The following is a 23,982-nucleotide window of genomic DNA, read 5'->3' on the forward strand; positions in this document are numbered from 1 at the left end:
GTGAGCCCGGATGCGCTTAATTGCGTATCTGTGATAAAGGCGTGATGATGGGCCTCGACCCTGCAGCCCAGTGACGGGAACCGCCGTGGAACGAACCCCGCTCGTCGAGATGACCGGCATCGAGATCGTCGACGACGCCCAGCGCACCGCGAAGCCCTCCGACCTGTTCTGGCCGTGGTTCGCCGCGAACGTCTCCGTGTTCGGCATGAGCTACGGCTCGTGGGTGCTCGGCTTCGGGATCTCATTCCTCCAGGCGACCGTCGTCACGGTGATCGGCGTCGTCGTCTCGTTCTTCCTGTGCGGGCTCATCGCGATCGCCGGCAAGCGCGGCAGCGCCCCGACGATGGTGCTCTCCCGCGCGGCCTTCGGCGTGCACGGGCAGAAGGTGCCGGGCATCGTGTCCTGGCTGACCTCGATCGGCTGGGAGACCTTCCTCGCGATCACCGCCGTCCTCGCCACCGCCACGGTGTTCGAGGCGCTCGGCTGGGCGAGCGGCACCGGGGTGCGGGTGATCGCCGCGCTCGTCGTCGCCGGCGTCATCGTCACCGCCTCGGTGCTCGGCTACCACATGATCATGCGGCTCCAGTCGATCCTCACCTGGCTCACCGGGGCGATCACCGTCCTCTACGTCGTCCTCGTCATCCCGCACATCGACTTCGCCGCCGTGATGGCGCTCCCGCACGGCAGCCCGCAGCAGATGATCGGGGCGCTCGTCATGGTGATGACCGGGTTCGGCCTCGGCTGGATCAACATCGCCGCCGACTGGTCGCGCTACCAGAGGCGCTCCGCCTCGGACTCCTCGATCGTCGTGTGGAACACGATCGGCGGCTCGGCCGCGCCGGTCATCCTCGTCACCGTCGGCCTGCTGCTCGCCGGCTCCGACCCCGCCCTCATGGACGCCGTCGCCGTCGACCCGGTGGGCGCGCTCGCCACCCTGCTGCCGGTGTGGGCGCTCATCCCGTTCTGGATCACCGCGCTGCTCGCGCTCGTGTCCGGCGCGGTGCTCGGCATCTACTCCTCCGGCCTCACCCTGCTCAGCCTGGGGATCCGGATCCCGCGCCCGGTCGCGACCGGCATCGACGGGCTCATCCTCACGATCGGCACGATCTGGGTGGTGTTCTTCGCACAGGACTTCCTGGGGCCGTTCCAGAGCTTCCTCATCACGCTCGGCGTGCCGCTCGCTGCATGGGCCGGCATCCTCATCGCCGACATCCTCACCCGCCGCGCCGACTACCACGAGCCCTCGCTGTTCGACGCCCGTGGCGTCTACGGGGCGTTCGACTGGACGAGCCTGGTGACGATGGCCGTGGCCTCCGTGCTCGGCTGGGGCCTCGTCATCAACCAGTTCGCCGCCGAGGCGGCCTGGAACAACTGGCAGGGGTACCTGCTCGGCCCGCTCGGCGGGAAGGAGGGCACCTGGGCGTACGCGAACCTCGGGGTGCTCCTCGCCCTCGTGCTGTCGTTCCTCGTCACCCTGCTGCTGCGCCGCCGGACGATCCGCCGGCAGGAGGCAGCGGCAGCCGAGCTCGCCGTGGCGGGGCTCGAGCACGCGCCCGGCCCGCTCGACGGGGGCCGGGGATGACGGCGGAACCGGTGGGTGCCTCGGGAGCGGTGGGTGCCGCGGAGCCGGCGGGCTCCTCGGATCCGGCGGCTGCCGGGGTCGAGGGGCGGGCCGAGGGGCAGCCTGCGTTCCGGGCCGGCCGCACCCGGGTGCTCCACCTCGTCGTCATCGACCCGCAGGCGATCTTCGCCGACCCGGGCTCGGACTGGTCATCGCCGGATTTCGCTAAGGCGTTCGCGCGGATCCGGGAGATCGCGCCGCTGTTCGAGGGCCGGGTGAGCGTGACCCGCTGGCTGCCGACCGCGGACCGGTCGACGGCCTGGGGCGACTACTTCCGGCAGTGGCCGTTCGCCGATGTCAGTGCCGCGGACCCGCTGTACGCCCTCGTCGACGGGGCCGCGGAGCTGTCCGCGCGGCCGCCGGTCGACGCGCCGACCTTCGGCAAATGGGGCGCGGAGCTCGCGGCACGGGCGGGAGCGGATGCGCACCTCGTGCTCACCGGGGTGTCGACGGACTGCTGCGTGATCTCCACCGCGCTCGCCGCCGCCGACGCCGGTATGCAGGTGAGCATCGTCACCGATGCGTGCGCGGCTTCGAGCGCGGAGAACGGCCGGGCGGCGCTCCATGTCATGGGCCTCTACGCCCCGCAGATCGAGCTCGTGAGCGCGGCCGACGTGCGGGAGATGATCGCCGGCTGAGCCGGCGTGCGCCGAGCCGCAGGGTGCCTCGGACCGGGTGGGTTCCCGGGTGCGCGGCACCTCGGGCACGGCCTGCCCGCGCTGCCTGCGCACGCGACGGTGGGGCGAACGGGGGAGTGCGGGGCCGTTGATGGCCCTGCTCCCACTCGTTCGCCCCACAGTTCACGGTGCTCCGGAGTTGCGGTGCCGCGGAGCTGCGGCTCGGTTCAGAAGTGGCTCGGATCAGAAGTGGACGCCGGGGAACTCGAGCTTGTACTCGACGTTCCCGCCGGAGATCGAGGTGACCTTGACGAGCGGGAAGTACTTGTCCCCGTTCGGCATCTCCATGTCGCAGGTGGTCGAGGCGCCGACGGCGTAGGCGTTGAGGTCGCGGCAGGTGACGTCGATGCCGGTGACGCCGGACTCCTCCTCCGCGGCCTCCTTGACCGATACCGCGAGCTCGCTGCCCGGGATCGTGACGTCGGAGCCGTCGCCGGAACCGGAGGTGTACTCGTCCTCGGACGACCTGCCGCTGCCCGAACCGGAGTCGCTGCCGGAACCGGTGCCGGTGTCCTCGGTGGGGTCCTGGTCGGGGATGTCGCGCTCCTCGGTGCCCGAGTCGTCGCGAGAGCCGCCGCCGTTCGTGTCCTCGGCGCCGGTCCCCTCGTCGCCGTTGCGGTCGCGCTCGGTGGTCTCCTCCGTCTGCTCCTCGTCGTTGCCTTCGCTGCCGGGGCCGACGGAGAACTCGAAGCTGCAGGCGGACAGGGTGAGGGCAGTGGCGAGCCCGGCGACGACCGTCGCGGACTTGGTGATGAGTGCTCGTCGCATGGTGTCTCTCCTGGGGATCGCGGTTCCCGCTCCTGCGGCGAACCTCTTGATCCCAACCTATGAACGGTGCGTGTGGCACCTGTTGCGACGGCAGTGGCCTTCCGGCCATTCGTGTTCCGGCCTCGACACATCGTGCGCGGGTGGGGGCTGGGCGGCGGCTCGGGACCGCGGGTCCGCAGCCCGCCGGTCACAGCCACCGAGGTGCGCTGATCTCGCCGTAGGCTGACAGGTGTTCGCGCACGCCGCCGGAGCACTGCTGCACGTGCAGCGTGAGGAGCTCGGCGAGCGAGACCGCATAATGCCGAGCGCAGTAGGTGGAGGCGTGCGGCCCGGAGGCATCCTCGTCATGGTCCGGGACGACGATCGTGTGGGTCGGGGTGTCGGTGCAGACCGACTCGTTCCAGTCGCAGCCGCGCGGCCGCTGCCCCTCGGCCGGGAGGTCGATGTCGATGTCGCCGTGGTCGAGCGTGATCTTCGTGCTCATCATGCGTCGCTGTCCTCACTGTCGTCGGTCGTCTCCTCGGCAAGGAGTTCGAGCACCATCTCCTCGGCGCGAGCGATGCCACGCCGGATCTGATCGGGGCCGAGTGCTGCGTCCGGGTCGAGCCACGGGCCCCACCGGCGGGCGAAGCGATCCCGCTGCTTGTCGCGTTCGGCTTTCGCTCGGCGGGGTTCGACATGGATGTGCACCGTGGCGCCGTCATCGTCGGTCTCGACGGTGACGAGATGGTGCTCCCGGGAGACGAGCAGACCGGTTCTCGTGTTGGGATCCTCGATGACCCACCACGGGGAATCCTCGTCCTCCGCTGCTCGAGTGAAGTGTTCGAGCTGCTCGGTGTCGAGAGCATGATCGACCCGGGCACTGCTGACGGTCCCTCCTTCTGAACGCAGGACGAGGGTGGGTTGCAGAGGGGCGAGACCGTCGTCGCCGTCGACCCATGACCGGATGCTGTCAGTCGACTCGTCGTGCGCCGACCACGGCTTGACGGGGTATTCGACGGATCGATCCGTCGAATCGATCCTCACTCGCCGCAGGATGAAGGCCTTTTCTTGTGGAAGATCGACCGGGAGAAGAGCGGACTTCACCACCGGTGCTGCGACGTGGATCCCCTGCAGAGCTGAGGTTGATGTCGAGGACCTCCTGCCACACCCGCTCGAACTCCTCGTCCTCCTGGGCGACGGAGTTCCGCCGCGACACCCCGGCGTTGTTGACGAGCAGGTCGATCCCGCCGAACTGCTCGACCGCGGTGTCGACGAGCGTGCTGAGGTCCTCCGGGCGACTCACATCGCAGGGGACGGCGAGCGCCGGGCCGGCCGCGTCGAGATGGATCCCTACCCCGAGTGCCGTTCGAGGAACTGGTACACCTCGGTCGTGTCGACGCCGGGGAACACGCCGGGCGGCACCGCGGCGAGCAGCGAGGCGTGGGTGCGGGCGGCCGGCCAGGAGGTCTCGGCCCACTTGTCCTCGAGCTGCTCCGGCGCCCGCCGGCAGCACGTGGGGTCCGGGCAGCGCGACTCGGAGCGCTTGGCCGTCTCCCGGCCATCGAACCACTTGACGTGCGCGAACGGCACGCCGACGCTCACCGAGAAGTCGCCGGCGCCGGGCAGCACGCGGGCCGTGCACCAGAACGTGCCGGAGGGGGTGTCGGTGTACTGGAAGTAGGGGCTGAACCGGTCGGACACCCGGTAGACCGTGCGCGAGGTGAAGCGCTTGCACGCGTACTGGCCCTCGATCGCGCCGAGCGGATCGGTGGGGAACGGCAGGCCGTCGTTCGAGTACGCTTTGTGCACCGTGCCGGAGATGTGGACCTTCATGAAGTGCACGGGCAGCCCGAAATGCTCGGTCGCGAGATTGGTGAACCGGTGGGCGGCGGTCTCGTAGCTCACTCCGAAGAAATCGCGCAGCTCCTCGATGGAGATCCGGCGGTCCTTCTTCGCCTCCGCCAGGAACGGCACCGCGGCCTTCTCCGGCAGGAGCAGCGCGGCGGCCAGATAGTTCGCCTCGACGCGCTGGGACAGGAACTCGCCGTAGTCCGAGGGCGGCGTGTGCCCGAGCAGGTGCGCCGCCAGCGCGGTGAGCAAGTGCGAGCGGGGGTCGTGGCCGGAGGCGTCCTCGTTCGACAGGTAGAGGCGCCGGTTGCGGGTGTCGGAGACCGAGCGGGTGGACTTCGGCAGATCGGATACGTAGTGGAGCGAGAACCCCAGCCGCTCGGCGATCCGCGCGGCCTGCCGCTGGCTCAGCGGGCCGTCCTCGTAACCGATCGCTTCGAGCACCTCGGCGGCCTGCGCCTCGAGCTCGGCGAAGTGGTTGTTGCGCGCACGCATGGTCTCGCGCAGGCGCTTGTTGGCCCGCCTGGCCTCCTCCGGGGTCGCGGCGCGGTTGCGCACGACCTGCCTCAGCTGCCGCTGGAGGCCGACGATCGCCTCGAGCGCGTCCTGCGGCAGCGACTTCACCCGCACCTGCGGGAGATCGAGCGAGGAATAGAGCGGGGAATTCTGTGCGCGCTCCGCCTCGAGCTCGAGCGCCTGCCGGGCGTCGAGCGGGTGCGGGTCGAGCAGCTCCTCGGTCGAGGTGCCGAGCGCCTCGGCGAGGGCGGAGAGTATGGTGAGCGAGGGCTCGCGCTTGCCGTTCTCGATCGAGGAGATCTGGGAGGCCGCCCGGCCCACCGCCTCGCCGAGCTGCCCCAGGGTGAGATCGCACCGCGTGCGGAAGTGGCGCACCTTGCGACCGATGCTCAGCGCATCGGTGACGGGTGCCTCGTCCGCGGTGCGGCGCTCGGTGAGCCGCTCCGAGGTGCGCTGAGCCGGGTGCTCCGAGGCGTGGACGGGGGTGCTCGCGGCGGTGCGAGCAGGGGTGCGGGATCCGGTGGCCATGCCTCCAGTGTCCCATCCTGTGCGATTTCCCGCCACAGAACCCGCTGAATTCTATACAGCGGAAATATCGCCAGATTTCTAACGAGAAACCTCTGTGCACGCCTCGCAGATCCGCCCAGACTGGTGAACACCACCAAAGAACCGGAACGATTCGATCGGATCGGGACGGAGGCGGCTTGACCAGCACCACCGCACGACCCGCACAGCAACGCCAAACCCTTGACTCAGGAGTGATCTTCATGACGCAGAACGATCTGCACAACGCCGCAGCCATCCAGCAGGACTGGGACACCAACCCCCGCTGGGCCGGCATCACCCGCGACTACAGCGCCGAGGACGTCGTCAAGCTGCGCGGCTCGCTCATCGAGGAGCACACGCTCGCCCGCCACGGCGCGGAGACCCTGTGGAACCTCATCCACACCGAGGACTTCGTCAACGCGCTCGGCGCGCTCACCGGCAACCAGGCCGTGCAGCAGGTCAAGGCCGGCCTCAAGGCGATCTACCTCTCCGGCTGGCAGGTCGCCGCCGACGCCAACCTCGCCTCGCAGACCTACCCGGACCAGTCGATCTACCCCGCGAACTCCGTGCCGGCCGTCGTCCGCCGCATCAACAACGCCCTCATGCGCGCCGACCAGATCGAGATGTCCGAGGGCCAGAAGCAGATCGAGAACTGGCTGGCCCCGATCGTGGCCGACGCCGAGGCCGGCTTCGGCGGCGTCCTCAACGTCTACGAGCTCATGCGCGGCATGATCAACGCCGGCGCGGCGGGCGTCCACTTCGAGGACCAGCTCGGCTCCGAGAAGAAGTGCGGCCACCTCGGCGGCAAGGTCCTCGTGCCCACCGCCCAGCACATCCGCACCCTGAGCGCGGCCCGTCTGGCCGCCGACGTCGAGAACGTCCCGACCCTCGTCATCGCCCGTACCGACGCCGAGGCTGCGACCCTCATGACCTCCGACATCGACGAGCGCGATCAGAAGTACGTCACCGGTGAGCGCACCGCCGAGGGCTACTACAAGATCACCAACGGCATCGAGCCCTGCATCGACCGCGGTCTGGCCTTCGCCCCGTACTCCGATCTGCTGTGGATGGAGACCTCCACCCCGGACCTCGAGGTCGCCAAGCGCTTCGCCGAAGCCATCAAGTCGGAGTACCCGGACCAGCTGCTGAGCTACAACTGCTCGCCGTCGTTCAACTGGAAGAAGCACCTCGACGACTCGACGATCGCGAAGTTCCAGCGCGAGCTCGGGGCGATGGGCTACAAGTTCCAGTTCATCACCCTGGCCGGATTCCACGCGCTCAACTACTCGATGTTCGACCTCGCCCACGGCTACGCCCGCGAGCAGATGAAGGCCTACGTCGAGCTGCAGGAGCGCGAGTTCGGTGCCGAGGACCGCGGCTACACCGCGACCAAGCACCAGCGCGAGGCCGGCACCGGGTACTTCGATCTCGTGTCGACCGCGATCAACCCGGAGTCGTCGACCACCGCGCTCGCCGACTCGACCGAGGCCGCCCAGTTCTGAGCGACCGGGGCCTCACCCATAGCGTGCCATCCGGGGCCGAGGGCTTTTCAGGGGTTTAGCCCCCGGCCCCGGTTGGCCACGACACGCGGTGCCCGGTACCTGAGCCGGTACCGGGCACCGCACCCCTTCTTCACCAGGAGATGACACCGATGTCCCGCATGATCATCACCGGCCCCATGACGACCGGTTACGAGCAGATCCTCACCGCCGAGGCCCTCGACTTCGTTGCCGCGCTGCACGAGGAGTTCGTCGGCCGCCGCCGCGAGATCCTCTCCGCGCGCGAGGTGCGCCGGGCGAACATCGACCACGGCCGGTTCCCCACCTTCAAGGCCGAGACCCGCAGCATCCGTGAGGACGCTGACTGGCAGGTCGCCGGCCACCGCGGCGCCCCCGGTCTCGAGGACCGCCGAGTCGAGATCACCGGGCCGGTGTCGGCCCGCATGGCGGTCAACGCCCTCAACTCCGCCGCCCGCGTCTGGCTCGCCGACCTCGAAGACGCCACGTCCCCCACCTGGGACAACATCGTGACCGGGATCGGGAACCTCACCCGCGCGGTGCGCGGGGAGCTCGAGTTCACTGCGGCGGACACCGGGAAGCAGTACCGTGTGACCAACCCGACGCCGCCCACCATCGTCGTCCGCCCGCGCGGCTGGCACCTGCCGGAGAAGCACCTGCGTTTCGTCGACGACAACGGCTCGGAGTTCGCCGCCTCGGCCTCCCTCGTCGACTTCGGCCTCTACCTCTTCCACAACGCCGCCGAGCTCATCGCCCGCGGCCGCGGACCGTACTTCTACATCGCGAAGCTCGAGGCCGCCCGCGAGGCGAAGCTGTGGAACGACGTGTTCGTGTTCGCGCAGGATCGGCTCGGCATCCCGCAGGGCACCATCCGTGCGACCGTGCTCATCGAGACGATCACCGCGGCCTTCCAGATGGAGGAGATCCTGTGGGAGATGCGCGAGCACATCGCCGGGCTCAACGCCGGCCGCTGGGACTACATCTTCTCCCTCATCAAGAACTTCCGGAACCACCGCGACTTCCTGCTGCCGGACCGCTCCGAGGTCACCATGACGGTGCCCTTCATGCGGGCCTACACCGAGCTGCTCGTGCAGACCTGCCACAAGCGTGGGGCGCACGCGATCGGCGGGATGAGCGCCTTCATCCCCAACCGCCGCGAGCCGGAGACCACCGCGCACGCCTTCGAGCAGGTGCGGGCCGACAAGCAGCGTGAGGCCGGCGACGGCTTCGACGGCTCGTGGGTCGCCCACCCGGACCTCATCCCGGTGGCGCAGGAGGCCTTCGACGCGGTGCTCGGCGACCGCCCGCACCAGCTGGACCGGCTGCGCGAGGACGTGGCGGTGTCCGCCGAGGACCTCATCGACATGTCCGGGATGGACGGCACCCCGACCGAGGCGGGTGTACGCGCGAACATCCGCGTGGGCCTCGGCTACCTCAACGCCTGGCTCGGCGGCACCGGGGCGGTGGCGCTGAACAACCTCATGGAGGACGCCGCGACCGCGGAGATCTCCCGCGGCCAGATCTGGCAGTGGGTGCAGCACGGCGCGCAGCTCGTGGACGGGCGCACCGTCACCCGCTCGCTCGTCGACCGGTTCCTCGCCGAGGAGCTCGCGACGATCCCGCGGCACCCGGCCGACCACTACTGCGATGCGGTGGAGATCTTCCGCCAGACCGCACTGCGCGAGGAGTTCCCCGACTTCCTCACGACCCCGGCGTACACGCAATACCTCGTCGACCGCCGGGCCCGCGAGCTCTCCTTCGTCGCCTGATCCCACCCACCCCTGAGGGTGCAATTTCTGAAGGTTCCTGAGAACGGAATCGCCGGATTTTGCACCCTCAGTCGTGTCCCGGGCCGGTGGAAGGATGGTGGCTGACCTGCGGTGATGCTGCGGTGCGGGTGAGGTGCCGGAGCGACTGCGCCTCGGTTGCGGGCTTTCTGTGGTCGGCGCCGGGCCGGCGGGCGCCTCGGCGGGGGACCCCCCCGTGGTCGGCGCCTGGCCGGTGGGTGCCTCCGCGGCGGACTGGCGCGGATCGCGTCGGGTGCCATACTGATGCCATGACGGTTCTCATCGGTTACCTCCCGGCGCCCGAGGGTGAGGCGGCGCTCGAACTCGGATTCACCGAGGCGAAGCTGCGCGGCGCTCGAGCCGTCGTGGTGAACTCGCCTCGCAAGGGCGCGGTCGACAGCGTGACCACGATCCAGCAGCAGGACGCTGCGCGCATCGTCGAGCTCGGCACGGAGGCCGGGGTCGAGGTCGAGGTCATCCAGCCGACCCACGAGGACGACCTCGTCGGCACGCTCAACGATCTCGCCGAGGAGCACAACGCGCAGATCATCGTCATCGGCTTGCGCAAGCGCAGCGCGATCGGGAAGTTCATCCTCGGATCGCAGGCCCAGCGCATCCTCCTCGACGCAGCCGTCCCGGTCCTCACTGCCAAGGCCTGATCGGCCGGGCCTGGTGGAACCAGGCGCGATGCGCGCGACCCGGGGCACTGACTCCGTGAGCCCTGCGGCACCGAACTGCGCGGTATCCGGAAAGAGCTGCGCAATTGCGCGCCGGGAACGGGATACTCCGCAGTTCGCGGACCGGTGCCCCTGTCCGACGGCGCCCGTCCGTGTCCATCCGCGTCCGTCCGCGGCTACTCGGTCAGCTGCCGACCGCAGACCGCGCAGGCGCAGACGTGGTCCGCAGACGCATCGGCATCTGCACCCCGACCTGCATCCGGACCCGCGCTCATATCCCTGCCCGCTCCGGCACGCGCCTCGACACCGGCACGCGCCTCGGCGGCTGCGTCCGCCTCGGCCTCGGCCCGGCGGGTGCGGTCCTGCTCGACCGCGGCCACGAGCCACGCCGCCATGCTCGCCGTCACGGCACCGAGGAGCGCGATCCCGAGGATCATGAGCCCGACGGCCACCGCCCGCCCGGCCGCGGTGACGGGGTACAGGTCGCCGTAACCCACCGTCGTCGAGGTGACCACCGCCCACCAGAGCGCGTCGCCGAAGCTCGTGATCTGCGAATCCGGGGCCTCCTGCTCGACGTCGAGCACCGCGAGGCTGCCGAAGAAGATGCAGAAGAACGAGGCGAGGACGACGTAGGCACCCGTGCGGCCGATGAGCCGCTGCTGGAACACGCGGTTGAGGATGCGCAGGGTGCCGAGGATCCTGAGCAGCCGGAGCGCGCGGAACATCGGCAGGGCGACGAGGAACACGTCGTACCAGTGCTGGAGGATGTAGCGCAGGCGGTGCTCGGCGAGCGCGATCCTGATCGCGAAGTCGACCGCGAACGCGAACCATGTGGTCCAGGAGACCGCGACGAGGAAGCTCTCGAGCGTCGGCGACAGAGTCGGATCGATGACCGTCCACGCGTAGGCCGCGACGAACGCGAACGACAGGAGGAGCATCGGGACCTCGGCCCGGCGCTCCCATCGCTCCACGCGTGTCGGCTCGGCGGTCGATTCGGTGTGCGGAGCGCGGGTCGTCGGCTCGGCCATGCGGCACCTCGATTCCTGGGGTCGATCACTGGGGTCTGCACGTGAGGTGCAGCGCGCGAACGGCAGTAGGAGAAGCGTACCGGGGGCTGTGATCGACCTTGCGATGGATCGCGGATCCGCTCTCAGGAACCTTCGGAAATCGAGTTCTCAGGGGAGGGGGCTGGGAGGCGCCAGGCGAGGAGCTCGGCGAGGTGGACGCCCTTCCGGTCGCTGAGGTCGGCGAGCTGCGTGCGGCACGAGTAGCCGTCGGCGAGCACGATCGCCTCCGCCGGTGCCTCCCGGACAGCCGGCAGCAGCGCGAGCTCCCCGACCGCCTCCGAGGTCTCGTAGTGGCCCTCGACCACCCCGAAGTTCCCCGCCAGGCCGCAGCAGCCGCCGAGCACCCGGGTGGTGATCCCGGTCCGGGCGAGCAGCTCCCGGTCCGCGGCGAACCCCATGACCGCCGAGTGGTGGCAGTGCGGCTGCACGACCGCGGTGAGGTCGGACAGGTCGGGCGCCGGGTACCCGATGTCGAGCAGGTATTCCGCGAGCGTGCGGGTGCGGGCGGCCACGCGCGCTGCCGCCGAGGTGCCGAGCAGCTTCCCCGTCTCGTCCCGCAGGGTCGCCGTGCACGACGGCTCGACGCCGATGATCGGCACGTCGCCGGTGGCGTCGAGCGCCTCGACCGCGGACCCCATGACCTGCTTGGCCAGGTCGAGCTGGCCGGTCGAGATCCACGTCAGGCCGCAGCACTCGGTGCTCGGGATGACGCGGACGTCGACGCCGGCATCGAGGAGCACCCGGACCGCGGCGGCGAGCACCCGCGGGGCGAAGAAGTTCGACCAGGTGTCGGCGAACAGGACGACCTCGCGGGTCCGCTGCGTGACCCCGGTCGCCCCGCTGCCGTCCGTCGCCCTGGTGGCGGCTCCGGTGCCGGCGGCGGCCGCCCCGGCGCCCTCCTCTTGCCGGCCACCGGCGACCAGCCGCCCCGCACCGTCCGAGCGCCTGCCGAACCAGCGGGTGAAGGTCGTGCGCGTGAAGGCCGGGATGCGGCGGCGGGCATCGATCCCCGCGACCTTCTTCGCCAGCCGGCCGAGCACCGGCAGCCGCTCGGTCAGGTTGGCGAGCGGCGCGAGCGGCGCACCCACCCGTGAGAGCCACGGCAGCCAGCCGAGCACGTAGTGGTCCATCGGCCGCAGCCGGCCCTTGTACGCCTGGTGGAGCACCTCGGCCTTGTACGCGGCCATGTCGGTACCGGTCGGGCACTCGGAGTCGCACGCTTTGCAGCTCAGGCACAGGTCGAGCGCCTCGTGCACCTCGGGCGCCCGCCAGTCGGTGTCGACGAGGTCCCCGGACACCATCTCCTGGAGCACCCGGGCGCGGCCGCGCGTCGAATGGAGCTCGTCACGAGTGGCCTGGTAGGACGGGCACATCACCCCGCCCGTCGCCGCGGAGTCCGCCCGGCACTTGCCCACCCCGGTGCAGCGGTGGACCGCGGTGGTGAAGTCGCCCTGGTCGTGGGCGAAGCCGTAGCCGAGCCCGGCCGGGCGCACCGGCAGCAGATCGCCGGGGCGGGCGAGCGCCACCCGGATCCCGGCATCGAGCGGGTCCGGGTCGACCATGATCCCGGGGTTGAGGAGGTTCCGCGGGTCGAACAGGTGCTTGACCGCGGCGAACAGGGCGATCGCGGCGGGGGAGTACATGCGCGGCAGGAGCTCGCCGCGGGCCCGGCCGTCCCCGTGCTCGCCGGACACCGAGCCGCCGTAGCGGGCGACGAGGTCCGCCGCGGCGAACATGAAGTCGCGCATGGCCTGTCGGCCGCCGTCCTCGTCGAGCGGGAAGTCGACCCGCATGTGGAGACAGCCGTCGCCGAAGTGCCCGTAGGGCAGCGCCCACAGCCCGTGCTCCTCGAGGAGCGCCATGAGCTCGCGCAGGTAGTCGCCGAGGCGCTCCGGCGGGACCGCGGAGTCCTCCCACCCGGCATGGGCGTCCCGGCCATCGGGGGTGCGGGAGACGAGGCCGGCACCATCGGCCCGGATCTTCCAGATCGGTTCCGCGTCCCCGAGTCCGAGGATCATCGAGTCACCGGCCGCGGCGGCCGCGACGAGCTCCTCGGCCTGCGCTGCGAGCGCGGCGGCGTCGTCGGAGGCGAGCTCGACGATCATCCAGCCGTCCCCCGCGGGCATGGGCGGCACCGCATCGGGACCCTTCGTGTCGATGAGCCGGTCGACCATCCGCCGGTCCATGCCCTCGCAGGCGGTGACGGGGAAGCGGCGGAGCACCGGCACGTCGTCGGCCGCGCTCGGCATGTCCGGGTAGCCCAGCACCACCGTGGTGACGTGGGCGGGGTCGGCGACGAGGCGCATCTTCGCGGCGAGGATCACGCCCCAGGTGCCCTCGGAGCCGACGAACGCCTTCCGCAGGTCGAAGCCGTGCTCGGGCAGGAGGTTCTCCAGCGCGTACCCCGACACCTGCCGGGAGAAATGGCCGAGCTCGGTCCGGATGGTGCCCAGGTTCTCGCCAACGAGCGCGTGGAGGCGGGGGAAGAGATCCGCATCGGCGGCCCCATCGAGGTCGACGATCGTGCCGTCGAGGAGCATGACCCGCAGTGCGAGCACGTTGTCGACGGTCCGGCCGTAGCCCATGGCCCGCGGTCCGCACGCGTTGTTGCCGATCATCCCACCGATCGTGCAGCGGGTGTGCGTCGAGGGGTCCGGGCCGAACCGCAGGCCGTGGGCGCGGGCCCGGGCCTGCAGCTCGGCGTGGACGACGCCGGGCTCCACCCACGCGGCACGCTCCTCCGGGAGGATCTCGCGGACGGCTGTCATGTGCCGGGAGAAGTCGAGGACGATGCCCGGCCCGATGGCGTTGCCGGCGAGCGTGGTGCCGGCCCCGCGCGAGGTGATCGGCACCTCGAGTACGCGGGCCACGGACAGGGCGGCGGCGACCTCGGCCTCGTCGGCGGGGAACACGACGGCGGTGGGGACGATTCGGAAGAGCGAGCCGTCGGAGGAGTAGGCGGCGCGCTGGGCGGCGTCGGTCGTGAAGTCCCGGAGCCCGGCCGCTGCGAGGGCCCCAGCGACCTGCGCCACACGGTCCGGTGCGGGAGCCGGATAGTCGGGCGCGGGATGAGCGGTGGGGCGAGCGACGGTATCCGAAGTCATGGACCCATTGTGTCCCGCGGGCCGAGCGACCGCCACGGCTGTTCGCGGAGCGGTCGAGATGTGGCGGCGCAGCGGTATCGGTGCGGCCGGCCTACACGGACGGGAGGAATGGGCGGGAGGAACGGGCGGGGGCGTCGGCACGAGTGGGACAGCGCGCCGTGCCGTGCGGGGCCGCGCGACCGCCGACAGCCCGGACCGTGCGCCCAGCCTGCAAGCTCCCTTGGCGGCTCCGTGCGGCGGATGATACTATAGGGTGACAAGACAACTTGACAAAATGAAAACCGGATCAAGTCACGATAGAATAACATCTATCCTGGCGGTGCGGGTTGTTGCCGCCTGGTCTTTGAGTTTGGTTAGAGAATCCTGCTGTAATGCACTCGGTGGCATGCAGTCGGTCTTGACCGTGGCACCTGTGCACGTCTTTCAGTTGTGTGACTCGATGACCACACACCGAATCGAGTGGGTCTGAGGTAGAAGTACATGTCACGTCGCGCACGACAGCTGACTGCAGAGCAGAAGGTGCTCGTCAACGCTGTCCGACGCATCGCCCGGCAGCGGAGCCGGGTGAATGCGAACTATGTCGCCGCCATCCTTCGTGCGCGTGAGGAAGAGGTCACGTATTCCGCGATCGCCGACGCCGCGGGGACCTCCTCGCAGGCAGTGCAGGAGATCGTCCGCCGCCACCGCGAGTCCAACGAGAACCGCTCCGGCAGCTTCGGGGTGGCCGGGGACATCGCCGCCATCAGCTCCCAGTCCGCGCCCTCGGCCTCCGCCCCCGAACAGGGCCCCTCCGGCGCCGTCACCTGACCCCGGCCGCTAGGCTCGAAGGGTGAATACGGAGACGTTCCTCGCCGACCCGCTCCTCGTTGCCGCGCGCGATGCCGCGCTCATCGCGACGAGCCGCATGACGCACTGGCGGCAGCGGCTCGACACCGCCCTCGTCGAGGCGAAGGGTGATCCCAACGACCTCGTCACCGTCACCGACGCGGAGATCGAATCCCTCGTCGCAGGTCATCTGCGCGCCGCCCGCCCGCAGGACACCATGGTGGGCGAGGAGGGCGCTGCCGCCCGCACCCTCGCCGAGGTGCCCGGCGGCGACCGCATCGCCGCCCGCCTCCTCGCCGGGCCGGGTGCGCTCGAGTGCCCATCCGTGGAATCCGGGAACCGTGCCGAATCCGCAGTCGGTTCCGAGCCCGCGTCCGGCGTCCGTGACGCGTCTCCCGGCGAAGCCGCGCCTGCCGTCGTAGCCGACCGGCCGATCGAATGGCACGTCGACCCGATCGACGGCACGGTGAACTACGTCCGCGGGATCGAGCAGCACTGCTTCTCGATCGGCGGACGCGATCCCGAGTCGGGCCGCTGGGTCATCGGCCTCGTCGCCGCTCCCGCCCTGCGCACGGTGTGGTTCGCCCGCGCCGGCGGCGGGGCTTGGAAGGTCCCGGGCCTGCCGGGGCCGGTGGAGGCGCGCGCGACGTCGGCGAATCCGCTCCTCGTGCCCGGCGAGCTCGCGTACACGCGCCTGTCGGGCACCCCGGACGGGCGCCGGGGCCGTGTGCTCGCGACCGGTTTCAGCTACTCGCCGGAGAGGCGGACCCTCCAGCTCGCCGCACTCGGGCGGATCATGGAGGAGTTCGACGACATCCGCCGCGCCGGTTCCGCCGCCGTCGACCTCTGCTACGCCGCGGAGGGTCGGGTCAACGCCTACTGCGAGTACGGCATCAACGTCTACGACTGGGCCGGAGGCGCGGTCGTCGCCGAGGAGGCGGGCCTCACCGTGCAGCGGCCCGACGGCGAGGAGAGGCTCTGCATCGCCGCGGACACCCCGGAGCGCTTCGCCTTCCTCCGCGAACGCTTCTACGCCTGAAGCCCTCCATCCTGACTGGTGAGAGCGCATGCCTGAGCACTCGATCAATTAGGCCACACTTCGCTTGGCATATTGCCGGGGGTAAGGGTAGGCTTACCTCGGTAAGCACAGAGGAATCTTGCGTAATTCCCGATCGCCGCACTCGGCGCGGCGCCCCGGGAACCGTCGAGACGCGGATCGTCGGTGCTGACCATTCGGGCCCGAGGCCGCGATCCCGCCCGGGACGCCCTGCGTGCCCGTCAGCATTCTTCCGTGTACCGACCGATTCAAAGGACATCATGCTCTCCACTCGATACGGCGTGCTCGGCGCCCTCGCCGCCGCTTCCCTCGTCATGGCCGGCTGCGGCTCCCCGCAGACGGCCTCCGCCGGCGGGTCCGAAGGAGGCTCCGCGGGAGCCGAGATCACCGTCACCCACCCGGCGGGCGAGACCACCGTGACCCAGGACCCGCAGAAGGTCGTCGTCCTCGACATGGCCGCGCTCGACGCGATCGACGCCCTCGACGAGGGCGACGCCGTCGCCGGTGTCGCCAAGGGCAAGGTGCCCGAGGACCTCGCCGACTACCAGGACGGCGACATCCCGCAGGTCGGCTCCCTCAAGGAGCCCGACTTCGACGCGATCAGCGAGATCGGCCCCGACCTCATCGTCGCCGGCGGCCGCACCGCCGAGGTTATCCCCGAGCTCGAGAAGATCGCCCCGACCATCCAGGTCATGGCAGACCCGACCGAGGACCCCGTCGAGGAGCTCGACCGCAACCTCAGCATGCTCGGTGAGATCTTCCAGGCCGAGGACGCCGCGACCGAGGAGGTCGAGGAGGTCAAGGCCGACATCGAGGACGCGAAGAGCGCAGCCGGTGATGCCGGCTCCACCCTCGTCCTGTCCTCCGGCGGCGGCAAGATCAGCGCCTTCGGGCCGGGCTCGCGGTTCGGCATCATCCACACGACCTTCGGGTTCACCCCGGCGGACGAGAACATCGAGGAGTCCACCCACGGCCAGACCGTGAGCTTCGAGTTCGTGTCCGAGGCCGACCCGGAGACGATCTTCGTCGTCGACACCGATGCCGCCAAGGGCACCGAGGGTGCGCAGCCGGCCGAGCAGGTCCTCGACAACGACCTGGTGAAGCAGACGAAGGCCGCGCAGAACGACCGGATCATCTACCTCGATCCCATGACCTGGTACATCATCGGTGTCACCGGACCGCAGGCGCTGTCCGACATGGCCGAAGAAGTGCAGTCAGCCTGATCAGTGCGTAGCGCCGAGCCTCTTTTCTGCGAGACGCAGAAGCGAGGGCGGGCACTCTCCACCATCACGCTCATCGGAGCGGTGCTGGGAGTGCTCGCCCTCGCGGCCGTGTCCCTCTTCATCGGTGTCGCGGAGTTCTCCCTCTCCGATCTGCTGAGCGGGCAGGACAAGGCCGCCGAGGTGTTCGCCATCTCGCGCATCCCGCGCACCGTCTCCCTCATCCTCGCCGGCACCGCGCTCGCCGTCGCCGGCCTCATCATGCAGATGATGGCACGCAACAAGTTCGTCGAGCCCTCGACCGCGGGCACCGTCGAGTCCGCCAGCCTCGGACTCCTCCTCATCACCCTCGCGGTCCCGAACGCCTCGATCTTCCTCAAGATGAGCGCCGGGTCCGTGATGGCGCTGCTCGGCACCGGGCTGTTCCTCCTCATCCTCACCCGGCTGCCGCTGCGCAACACCCTCTTCGTCCCCCTCATCGGGCTCATGCTCGGCGGCGTCATCGCCTCGATCTCGACCTTCATCGCCTACGGCTCGAACCTCCTGCAGACCCTCAACGCCTGGACCACCGGCGACTTCTCCGCCGTCCTCAAGGGCCGCTACGAGCTGCTGTGGATCGTCGGCATCCTCACGCTCATCGCCTACATCGCCGCCGACCGCTTCACCGTCGTCGGCCTCGGCCAGGACTTCACCACGAGCCTCGGCATGAGCTACGGGAAGATCATGGCGATCGGGCTGACGATCGTCGCCCTCGTCACCGCGGTCGTCGTCGTCACCGTCGGTGCGATCCCCTTCCTCGGGCTCATCGTGCCGAACCTCGTCACGCTGCTGTTCGGCGACAACGTCCGGCGCGGCGTGCCCTGGGTCGCGGTGCTCGGCGCCGGCCTCGTGCTCCTGTGCGACGTCGTCGGGCGCATCATCATCTTCCCCGCCGAGATCCCGATCGGCCTGACCATGGGCGTCCTCGGCTCGGGCCTGTTCCTGTTCCTGCTCCTCTGGGGGTCGAAGCGTGAGTACTGAACCCGCAGCCCTGGGCGTCATCGAGACCCCCGAGCCCGAGCGGCGCACCCGGCAGTCGATGCCCGCCGGCATGCGCCTGGCCGTCGTCCTCATCGTCGCCGCCGTGCTGTGCTTCGCGTTCGTGTTCTGGGACATCCGCGGCGCCTTCGAGTACATCGTCGAACGGCGCACCACGGCGGTCATCGGCATGGTCATCGTGGGGGCCGCCGTCGGCACCGCCTCGGTCGCCTTCCAGACGGTCACCGGCAACCGGATCCTCACCCCGTCGATCATGGGCTTCGACGCGCTGTTCATGCTCATCCAGACCGCGCTGACCTTTGCCGTCGGCTCGACCGCACTGGCTCTGTGGAACGTCACCGGACGCTTCTTCGCGGAGATGATCGCGATGGTCATCGTCTGCATGCTGCTCTACACCTGGCTGCTCGTCGGCGCCCGGCGGTCCCTGCAGGTCGTGCTCCTCGTCGGAATCGTGCTCTCGACCCTGTTCCGGTCGATCTCCCTCTTCCTCCAGCGCATCATGGACCCCAACGAGTACCAGGTGCTCCAGGACACCTTCTTCGCGAGCTTCAACTCCATCCAGGCCGAGATCGTGCCGGTGGCCGGGATCATCGTCGCCGTGGCGTGCGCCGGTCTGTGGCTGCTGCGCAACCCGCTCGACGTCATGGGCCTGGGTCGCGACACCGCGATCAACCTCGGCGTGCGCCACCAGCGGGTCACCGTCTGGGTGCTGTTCCTCGTTTCCGTGCTCATCGCCGCCTCGACCGCGCTCGTCGGGCCCTCGACGTTCCTCGGTCTCATCGTCGCGCACCTCGCGTACCAGCTCGCCGGGTCGTACCGGCACGCGGTGCTGCTGCCGTTCGTCATCGGCGTCACCGTCATCACGCTCGTCGGCGGCCAGTTCGTCATGGAGCACCTGCTCGGATTCTCCACCGCGCTCAGCGTCATCATCGAGTTCGTCGGCGGCCTGCTGTTCATCGGCCTGCTGCTGCGCAGAAAGGGCACCACATGATCGAACTGTCCGGCGTCACCAAGATCTACGACCACCAGGTGGTCGTCGACGACGTCACGCTGTCGATCCCCGCCGGGGGCGTCACCTCGATCATCGGCGCCAACGGGGCGGGCAAGTCGACCATGCTGTCGATGATCGCGCGCCTGCTGCCCTCGGACGCCGGCTCGATCACCGTGGCCGGGATGGACGTGTCGACCGTCGCCTCCGACCGGCTGGCCCGGCACCTGGCGATCCTCCGCCAGGAGAACCACATGACCATGCGCCTCACGGTGCAGGACCTCGTGGCGTTCGGCCGCTACCCGTACTCGAAGGGCCGGCTCACCCCGGAGGACACCTTCGAGATCGAGCGCCACATCCAGTACTTCGACCTCGGCGGGCTCCGCAACCGGTTCATCGACCAGCTCTCCGGCGGACAGCGGCAGCGTGCCTACGTCGCGATGGTCATGGCGCAGGACACCGAGTTCGTGCTCCTCGACGAGCCGCTCAACAACCTCGACATGAAGCACTCGGTGCACATGATGCGCCTGCTCCGGCGGGCCGCGGACGACCTCGGGAAGACGATCGTCATCGTCATCCACGACATCAACTTCGCCTCGACCTACTCGGACTCGATCATCGCGATGAAGCGCGGCAAGATCGTGGCCGCCGGGAACTCCTGCGACATCATGACGACGGAGTGCCTGGCGAACATCTACGACATGGACATCCGCATCATCGAGGTCGACGGCCGCCGGATCGGCGTGTACTTCTGAGCCTCCTGGGTGCGGGGGACGGTTCGGGGGTCACCGCAGTGCGGATCCGGTGCCGAAACCGCACTGGTTCGGCCGTGGAATGGGAGAACCGCACTGGGGTGGCCGTGGAGCGGAAGGACCGCACTGGAAGTGGCCGTGGAACGGGAGAACCGCACTGGAGTGGCCGTGGAGCGGAAGGACCACACTGGAAGTGGCCGTGGAGGTCGGGGTCCGGCGCGCCTCAGGCCGACTTCTTCCTCCCGCCGGACTTCTTCGACGATGACGACTTCTTCGACGCTGTCGAGGCCTTCGACGTCTTCGCCGATGACGACGTCTTCGTCCCGGACGCGCTCTTCGAGGACTTCGCGCCGGATGACTTCTTCTTCGAGGCCGGTTTCCTCCCCGACTTCGAGCCCTTCTGCGGGGATTTCTTCGCGCTCGTCTTCGCGGAGTCCGAATTCTTCTTCTTCGACTTCGAGCCCTTCTTCGCGGTGCCCGACTTCGAGCCCTTCGCACTCGCACCCGACCCCGCGGTGCCCGCCTGGGAACCGCCCGCCTGTGAGCCGCCCGCCTGTGAGCCGCCCGTCTGCGAGCCGCGGTGCTTCTCGACGCTGCGCTTGAGCGCCTCCATGAGGTCGATGACGTCTCCGCCGCCCTCGCCGTCTCCGCCGTCCTCGTCGTCGGTGCGGCCGAAGGTCGCGTCCGTGTCGAGCGCGTCCCCCTGGTCGAGCTTCTCGTCGATGAGCGTCCGCAGCTCCTCCTGGTACTCGTCGACGAACCTCTCCGGCTCGTAGTCCTCGGAGAACTGCTCGACGAGCGCACGCGACATCTCCATCTCCCGCTTGCTGATCCTCACCTCGGCCGAGGCGGCGTCGAAGTCCGCATCACGCACCTCGTCGGCCCACAGCATGGTCTGCAGGACGATGACGTCGTCGCGCACGCGCAGCGCCGCCAGCCGGGTCCGCGAGCGCAGCGCGAACGTCACCACCGCGGTCCGTGCGGTCTCCTCGAGCGTCCGGCGGAGCAGGATGTAGGCCTTCGCCGACTTCGCGGCGGGCTCGAGGTAGTAGCTCTTCTCGAAGGTCATCGGGTCGATCTGCTCGTCCGGGACGAACTGGACGACCTCGATCTCCTTGTCCGCCTCCGCCGGCAGCGACTCGAGCTCCTCGTCGGAGAGCACCACGGTGTCCTCGCCGTCGTCGTAGGCCTTGTCGATGTGCGCGTAGTCGACCGTCTTCCCGCACACCTCGCAGCGCCGCTGGTACCGGATCCGACCGCCGTCGGCGTCATGGACCTGATGGAGATCGACATCGTGGCTCTCGGTCGCCGAATACAGCTTGACCGGCACGCTGACGAGGCCGAAGGACACCGTTCCGGACCAGATCGCTCTCATGTTCCACCCCTGTCAGGACGCGTGCACGAGCACTAGGATGCTGTTCCATCAGCCTAGCGAGTACCCGAGCGACCACAAGGCCCCTTGAATCCGCCGCCCCCGGGACCCGACGCGCGGCCCGACGGAGGAGGACGGATGGCGAAGCGGCAGAAGGTCACGGTCGACGGCCGGCAGCTGACGCTGAGCAACCTCGACAAGGTGCTCTACCCGTCCGCGGGGACCACGAAGGCCGACGTCCTGACCTACCTCAGCACCATCGCGCCGGTGCTCGTCCCGCAGGCGGCCGGGCGCCCCGTCACGCGCAAGCACTGGCCGGACGGGGTCGGCACCGAGGCCGAGCCCCGGTCACCGTTCTTCCGCAAGGACCTCGAGGAATCCGCGCCCGGCTGGGTGCCACGGGAGGAACTCGAGCACTCCGACCACACGAACACCTACCCGCTCATCGACGGGCCCTCAGTGCTCGCCTGGCTGGGGCAGGTCGCGGCCCTCGAGATCCACGTCCCGCAATGGCGGTTCGACGCGGACGGCGTCCCGCAGAATCCCGACCGGCTGGTGCTCGACCTCGACCCGGGCCCGGGGCTCGGACTCGCCGAGTGCGCCGAGGTCGCCCGCCTGTGCCGGGACATCCTCACCGACCTCGGTCTCGAGTCGGTGCCGGTGACCTCCGGGTCGAAGGGCATCCACCTCTACGCCGGGCTCGACGGCGCCTCGACCTCGGAGCAGGTGTCCGAGGTGGCCCACGAGCTCGCTCGGTCCCTCGAGGCCGATCACCCCGACCTCGTGGTGAGCCGGATGAAGAAGTCGCTGCGCCGCGGCAGGGTGCTCGTCGACTGGAGCCAGAACAATGCGAGCAAGACCACCGTCTGCCCCTACTCGCTGCGCGGCCGGGCCCGTCCGTTCGTCGCCGCGCCGCGCACCTGGGACGAGCTCGACGACCCGGGCCTGGCGCAGCTCGACCACCGCCAGGTGATGGACCGGGTGGCCGACGGCCTCGACCCGATGGCCGATCTCGGGCAGGGCCAGCGAGCGGACGGCTCGGCCGATGCGCTGGACGCCTACCGGGCCAGACGGGACGCCGCCCGGACGCCGGAGCCGGTGCCGGAGGCCGCACCGCACGGGTCCGCGCGGGGCGGCTCCAGGGGGACGGGCGAGGAGGAAGCCGGGCGGACGGCGGGCTCCGCGGGCACCGAGCCGATCTTCGTCATCCAGGAGCACCACGCCAGCCGCCTCCACTTCGACACCCGCTACGAGCGCGACGGGGTGCTCGTGTCCTGGGCGGTGCCCAAGGGCCCGCCCCTGGAGCCGGGCGTCAACCGGCTGGCGGTGCAGACGGAGGACCACCCGCTCGAGTACGCGCGCTTCGAGGGGAGGATCCCGAAGGGGGAATACGGCGCCGGTGAGGTGACGATCTGGGACTCGGGCACGATCGCCATCGAGAAGTGGCGGGCGGGCGAGGAGATCATCGCCGTGCTCGACGGGCGCCCGGACGGCGGGCTCGGGGGAGTGCCCCGACGCTACGTCCTCGTCCATACCGACGGCGACAGCTGGCTCATGCAGCTGATGAAGGACCAGCCGGCGGCCGCGGCACCCTTCACCGACGACCTCCCGGCCCCGATGCTCGCGACGGCGGGATCGCCGGCGGATCTCGACGCCGACGACGAATGGGCGTTCGAGGGGAAGTGGGACGGCTATCGGGCGATCGCCGGGGTCCGGGAGGACGGGGTCGAGCTCCGCAGCCGCAACGGCGTCGACCTGCTCCCCACCTTCCCCGAACTCGCCGCGCTCGCCGAGCTCGTGCCCGCCGGCACGGTGGTCGACGGTGAGATCGTCGCCCTCGACAGCAGCAGCCGGCCGAGCTTCGGGCTGCTCCAGACCCGCGGGAAGCTCACCCGTCCCCGCGATGTCGAGCGGGCGATGGAGGACACCCCGGCCCACCTCTTCGTCTTCGACCTCCTCCGCTCACCGGAGCACGGCAGTCTGCTCACCCGCCCGTACTCCGAACGCCGCGCACTCCTCGAGGAGCTGCTGGGCGGGGACGGGCGGTCGGGCAGCGACCGCATCCAGGTGCCCGCCGCCCTCGGCGTGCCGGTCGACGCCGCGATCGACATCAGTCGTGAGCTCGGCCTCGAGGGGATCGTCGCCAAGCGGACGGACGACCGCTACCTGCCCGGCCGGCGGTCCCGCGGCTGGATCAAGATCAAGCACGACGCCCACCAGGAGGCGGTCGTCATCGGATACCGGGCGGGGAAGGGGAGCCGCTCCTCGACCCTCGGCTCCCTGCTCCTCGCAGTGCCCGAGGACGGGGAGCTCGCCTACGCGGGGCGCGTCGGCAGCGGATTCGCCGAAGCCGAGCTCGCCGACCTGCGCGCACAGCTCGACCGGATCACGCGCAGGACCCCGGCTGTCGGCGATGTCCCCGCGGCGGACTCCCGCGATGCGACGTGGGTGAGCGCGAAGCTCGTCGGCGAGGTCGCGCACTCCGGCCGCACATCCGAGGGGCGGCTGCGACAGCCGATCTGGCGCGGGCTGCGCCCGGACAAGACCCCGGACGAGGTGCGCTGGGAGTCGCCGGTGGAATGACGGCCCGCCCCGGCAGCCGCTCTGCCGGACCGCGCCT

20 protein-coding genes are annotated in these 23,982 nt (G+C 70.0%); 12 read left to right on the plus strand and 8 right to left on the minus strand.

The window, feature by feature from the left end; translation table 11 throughout:
* Positions 1-109: 109 nt before the first annotated feature.
* The gene (locus tag MTQ12_RS09435; protein WP_247618500.1) at positions 110-1,582 is read left to right on the plus strand and encodes a cytosine permease; all 1,473 of its coding nucleotides are present in this window, start codon (positions 110-112) and stop codon (positions 1,580-1,582) included.
* Positions 1,579-2,259: an isochorismatase family protein gene (locus tag MTQ12_RS09440; protein ID WP_282599285.1), complete on the plus strand. Its 681-nt coding sequence runs from the start codon at positions 1,579-1,581 to the stop codon at positions 2,257-2,259. Before MTQ12_RS09435 ends, MTQ12_RS09440 begins: the two co-directional genes overlap by 4 nt.
* Before the next feature lie 222 nt (positions 2,260-2,481).
* Here MTQ12_RS09440 and MTQ12_RS09445 read toward each other — a convergent pair whose 3' ends face one another.
* The 5 genes from MTQ12_RS09445 to MTQ12_RS09465 form a co-directional block, all read right to left on the minus strand.
* Positions 2,482-3,066 carry a hypothetical protein gene (locus MTQ12_RS09445; protein WP_137318354.1) on the minus strand — a complete coding sequence of 195 codons (585 nt, stop codon included), beginning with the start codon at positions 3,064-3,066 and terminating at the stop codon, positions 2,482-2,484.
* A 187-nt stretch (positions 3,067-3,253) separates the two neighbouring features.
* Entirely contained in the window at positions 3,254-3,550 is a 297-nt protein-coding gene (locus tag MTQ12_RS09450) for a hypothetical protein (protein ID WP_247618395.1), read from the minus strand.
* A complete protein-coding gene (locus MTQ12_RS09455) occupies positions 3,550-4,092 on the minus strand; it encodes a hypothetical protein (protein ID WP_247618396.1) in 543 nt (180 codons plus the stop codon). Before MTQ12_RS09455 ends, MTQ12_RS09450 begins: the two co-directional genes overlap by 1 nt.
* A complete protein-coding gene (locus MTQ12_RS09460) occupies positions 4,019-4,510 on the minus strand; it encodes an SDR family NAD(P)-dependent oxidoreductase (protein WP_282599295.1) in 492 nt (163 codons plus the stop codon). Before MTQ12_RS09460 ends, MTQ12_RS09455 begins: the two co-directional genes overlap by 74 nt.
* Positions 4,399-5,940, minus strand: coding sequence for an XRE family transcriptional regulator (locus tag MTQ12_RS09465; RefSeq protein WP_137318350.1), 1,542 nt, complete (start codon positions 5,938-5,940; stop codon positions 4,399-4,401). The genes MTQ12_RS09460 and MTQ12_RS09465 overlap by 112 nt, the downstream gene beginning before the upstream one ends.
* A 239-nt stretch (positions 5,941-6,179) precedes the next feature.
* Between MTQ12_RS09465 and aceA the strand changes: the two genes are divergently transcribed.
* The 3 genes from aceA (at position 6,180) to MTQ12_RS09480 (ending at position 9,921) form a co-directional block, all read left to right on the plus strand.
* Positions 6,180-7,460 (plus strand): isocitrate lyase, encoded by a 1,281-nt coding sequence (aceA, locus tag MTQ12_RS09470; protein ID WP_137318349.1) that lies wholly within the window; start codon positions 6,180-6,182, stop codon positions 7,458-7,460.
* Between the two features lie 149 nt (positions 7,461-7,609).
* A complete protein-coding gene (aceB, locus tag MTQ12_RS09475; RefSeq protein ID WP_348983870.1) occupies positions 7,610-9,244 on the plus strand; it encodes a malate synthase A in 1,635 nt (544 codons plus the stop codon).
* A gap of 287 nt (positions 9,245-9,531) precedes the next feature.
* Entirely contained in the window at positions 9,532-9,921 is a 390-nt protein-coding gene (locus MTQ12_RS09480) for a universal stress protein (protein ID WP_137318347.1), read from the plus strand.
* Positions 9,922-10,115: 194 nt separating this feature from the next.
* Here MTQ12_RS09480 and MTQ12_RS09485 read toward each other — a convergent pair whose 3' ends face one another.
* Positions 10,116-10,967: a potassium channel family protein gene (locus tag MTQ12_RS09485; RefSeq protein WP_247618399.1), complete on the minus strand. Its 852-nt coding sequence runs from the start codon at positions 10,965-10,967 to the stop codon at positions 10,116-10,118.
* Between the two features lie 122 nt (positions 10,968-11,089).
* On the minus strand, positions 11,090-14,110 hold the full coding sequence (locus tag MTQ12_RS09490) for an FAD-binding and (Fe-S)-binding domain-containing protein (protein WP_247618400.1): 3,021 nt from the start codon (positions 14,108-14,110) through the stop codon (positions 11,090-11,092).
* A gap of 480 nt (positions 14,111-14,590) precedes the next feature.
* Between MTQ12_RS09490 and MTQ12_RS09495 the strand changes: the two genes are divergently transcribed.
* The 6 genes from MTQ12_RS09495 to MTQ12_RS09520 all read left to right on the plus strand — a co-directional run bounded on the left by MTQ12_RS09495 (position 14,591) and on the right by MTQ12_RS09520 (position 19,993).
* Positions 14,591-14,917: a hypothetical protein gene (locus MTQ12_RS09495; protein ID WP_137318344.1), complete on the plus strand. Its 327-nt coding sequence runs from the start codon at positions 14,591-14,593 to the stop codon at positions 14,915-14,917.
* A gap of 22 nt (positions 14,918-14,939) precedes the next feature.
* On the plus strand, positions 14,940-15,974 hold the full coding sequence (locus MTQ12_RS09500; protein ID WP_247618401.1) for an inositol monophosphatase family protein: 1,035 nt from the start codon (positions 14,940-14,942) through the stop codon (positions 15,972-15,974).
* A gap of 278 nt (positions 15,975-16,252) precedes the next feature.
* Complete coding sequence (locus tag MTQ12_RS09505; RefSeq protein WP_247618402.1) at positions 16,253-17,215, plus strand: ABC transporter substrate-binding protein; 963 nt, start codon at positions 16,253-16,255, stop codon at positions 17,213-17,215.
* 90 nt (positions 17,216-17,305) lie between these two features.
* Positions 17,306-18,232: an iron chelate uptake ABC transporter family permease subunit gene (locus MTQ12_RS09510; RefSeq protein ID WP_247618403.1), complete on the plus strand. Its 927-nt coding sequence runs from the start codon at positions 17,306-17,308 to the stop codon at positions 18,230-18,232.
* Complete coding sequence (locus MTQ12_RS09515; protein ID WP_247618404.1) at positions 18,222-19,241, plus strand: iron chelate uptake ABC transporter family permease subunit; 1,020 nt, start codon at positions 18,222-18,224, stop codon at positions 19,239-19,241. The genes MTQ12_RS09510 and MTQ12_RS09515 overlap by 11 nt, the downstream gene beginning before the upstream one ends.
* Positions 19,238-19,993: an ATP-binding cassette domain-containing protein gene (locus MTQ12_RS09520; protein ID WP_247618405.1), complete on the plus strand. Its 756-nt coding sequence runs from the start codon at positions 19,238-19,240 to the stop codon at positions 19,991-19,993. The genes MTQ12_RS09515 and MTQ12_RS09520 overlap by 4 nt, the downstream gene beginning before the upstream one ends.
* A gap of 220 nt (positions 19,994-20,213) precedes the next feature.
* Here the strand turns inward: MTQ12_RS09520 and MTQ12_RS09525 are convergent, their stop codons facing one another.
* Positions 20,214-21,365, minus strand: coding sequence for a Ku protein (locus tag MTQ12_RS09525; RefSeq protein ID WP_247618406.1), 1,152 nt, complete (start codon positions 21,363-21,365; stop codon positions 20,214-20,216).
* Between the two features lie 135 nt (positions 21,366-21,500).
* Here MTQ12_RS09525 and MTQ12_RS09530 point away from each other — a divergent pair, with 135 nt between their 5' ends.
* Positions 21,501-23,945: an ATP-dependent DNA ligase gene (locus tag MTQ12_RS09530; protein WP_247618407.1), complete on the plus strand. Its 2,445-nt coding sequence runs from the start codon at positions 21,501-21,503 to the stop codon at positions 23,943-23,945.
* Positions 23,946-23,982: the final 37 nt, after the last annotated feature.

It is taken from the genome of Brevibacterium sp. R8603A2 (genome assembly GCF_023072605.1).
In the GTDB taxonomy this organism is placed as follows: domain Bacteria; phylum Actinomycetota; class Actinomycetes; order Actinomycetales; family Brevibacteriaceae; genus Brevibacterium; species Brevibacterium pityocampae.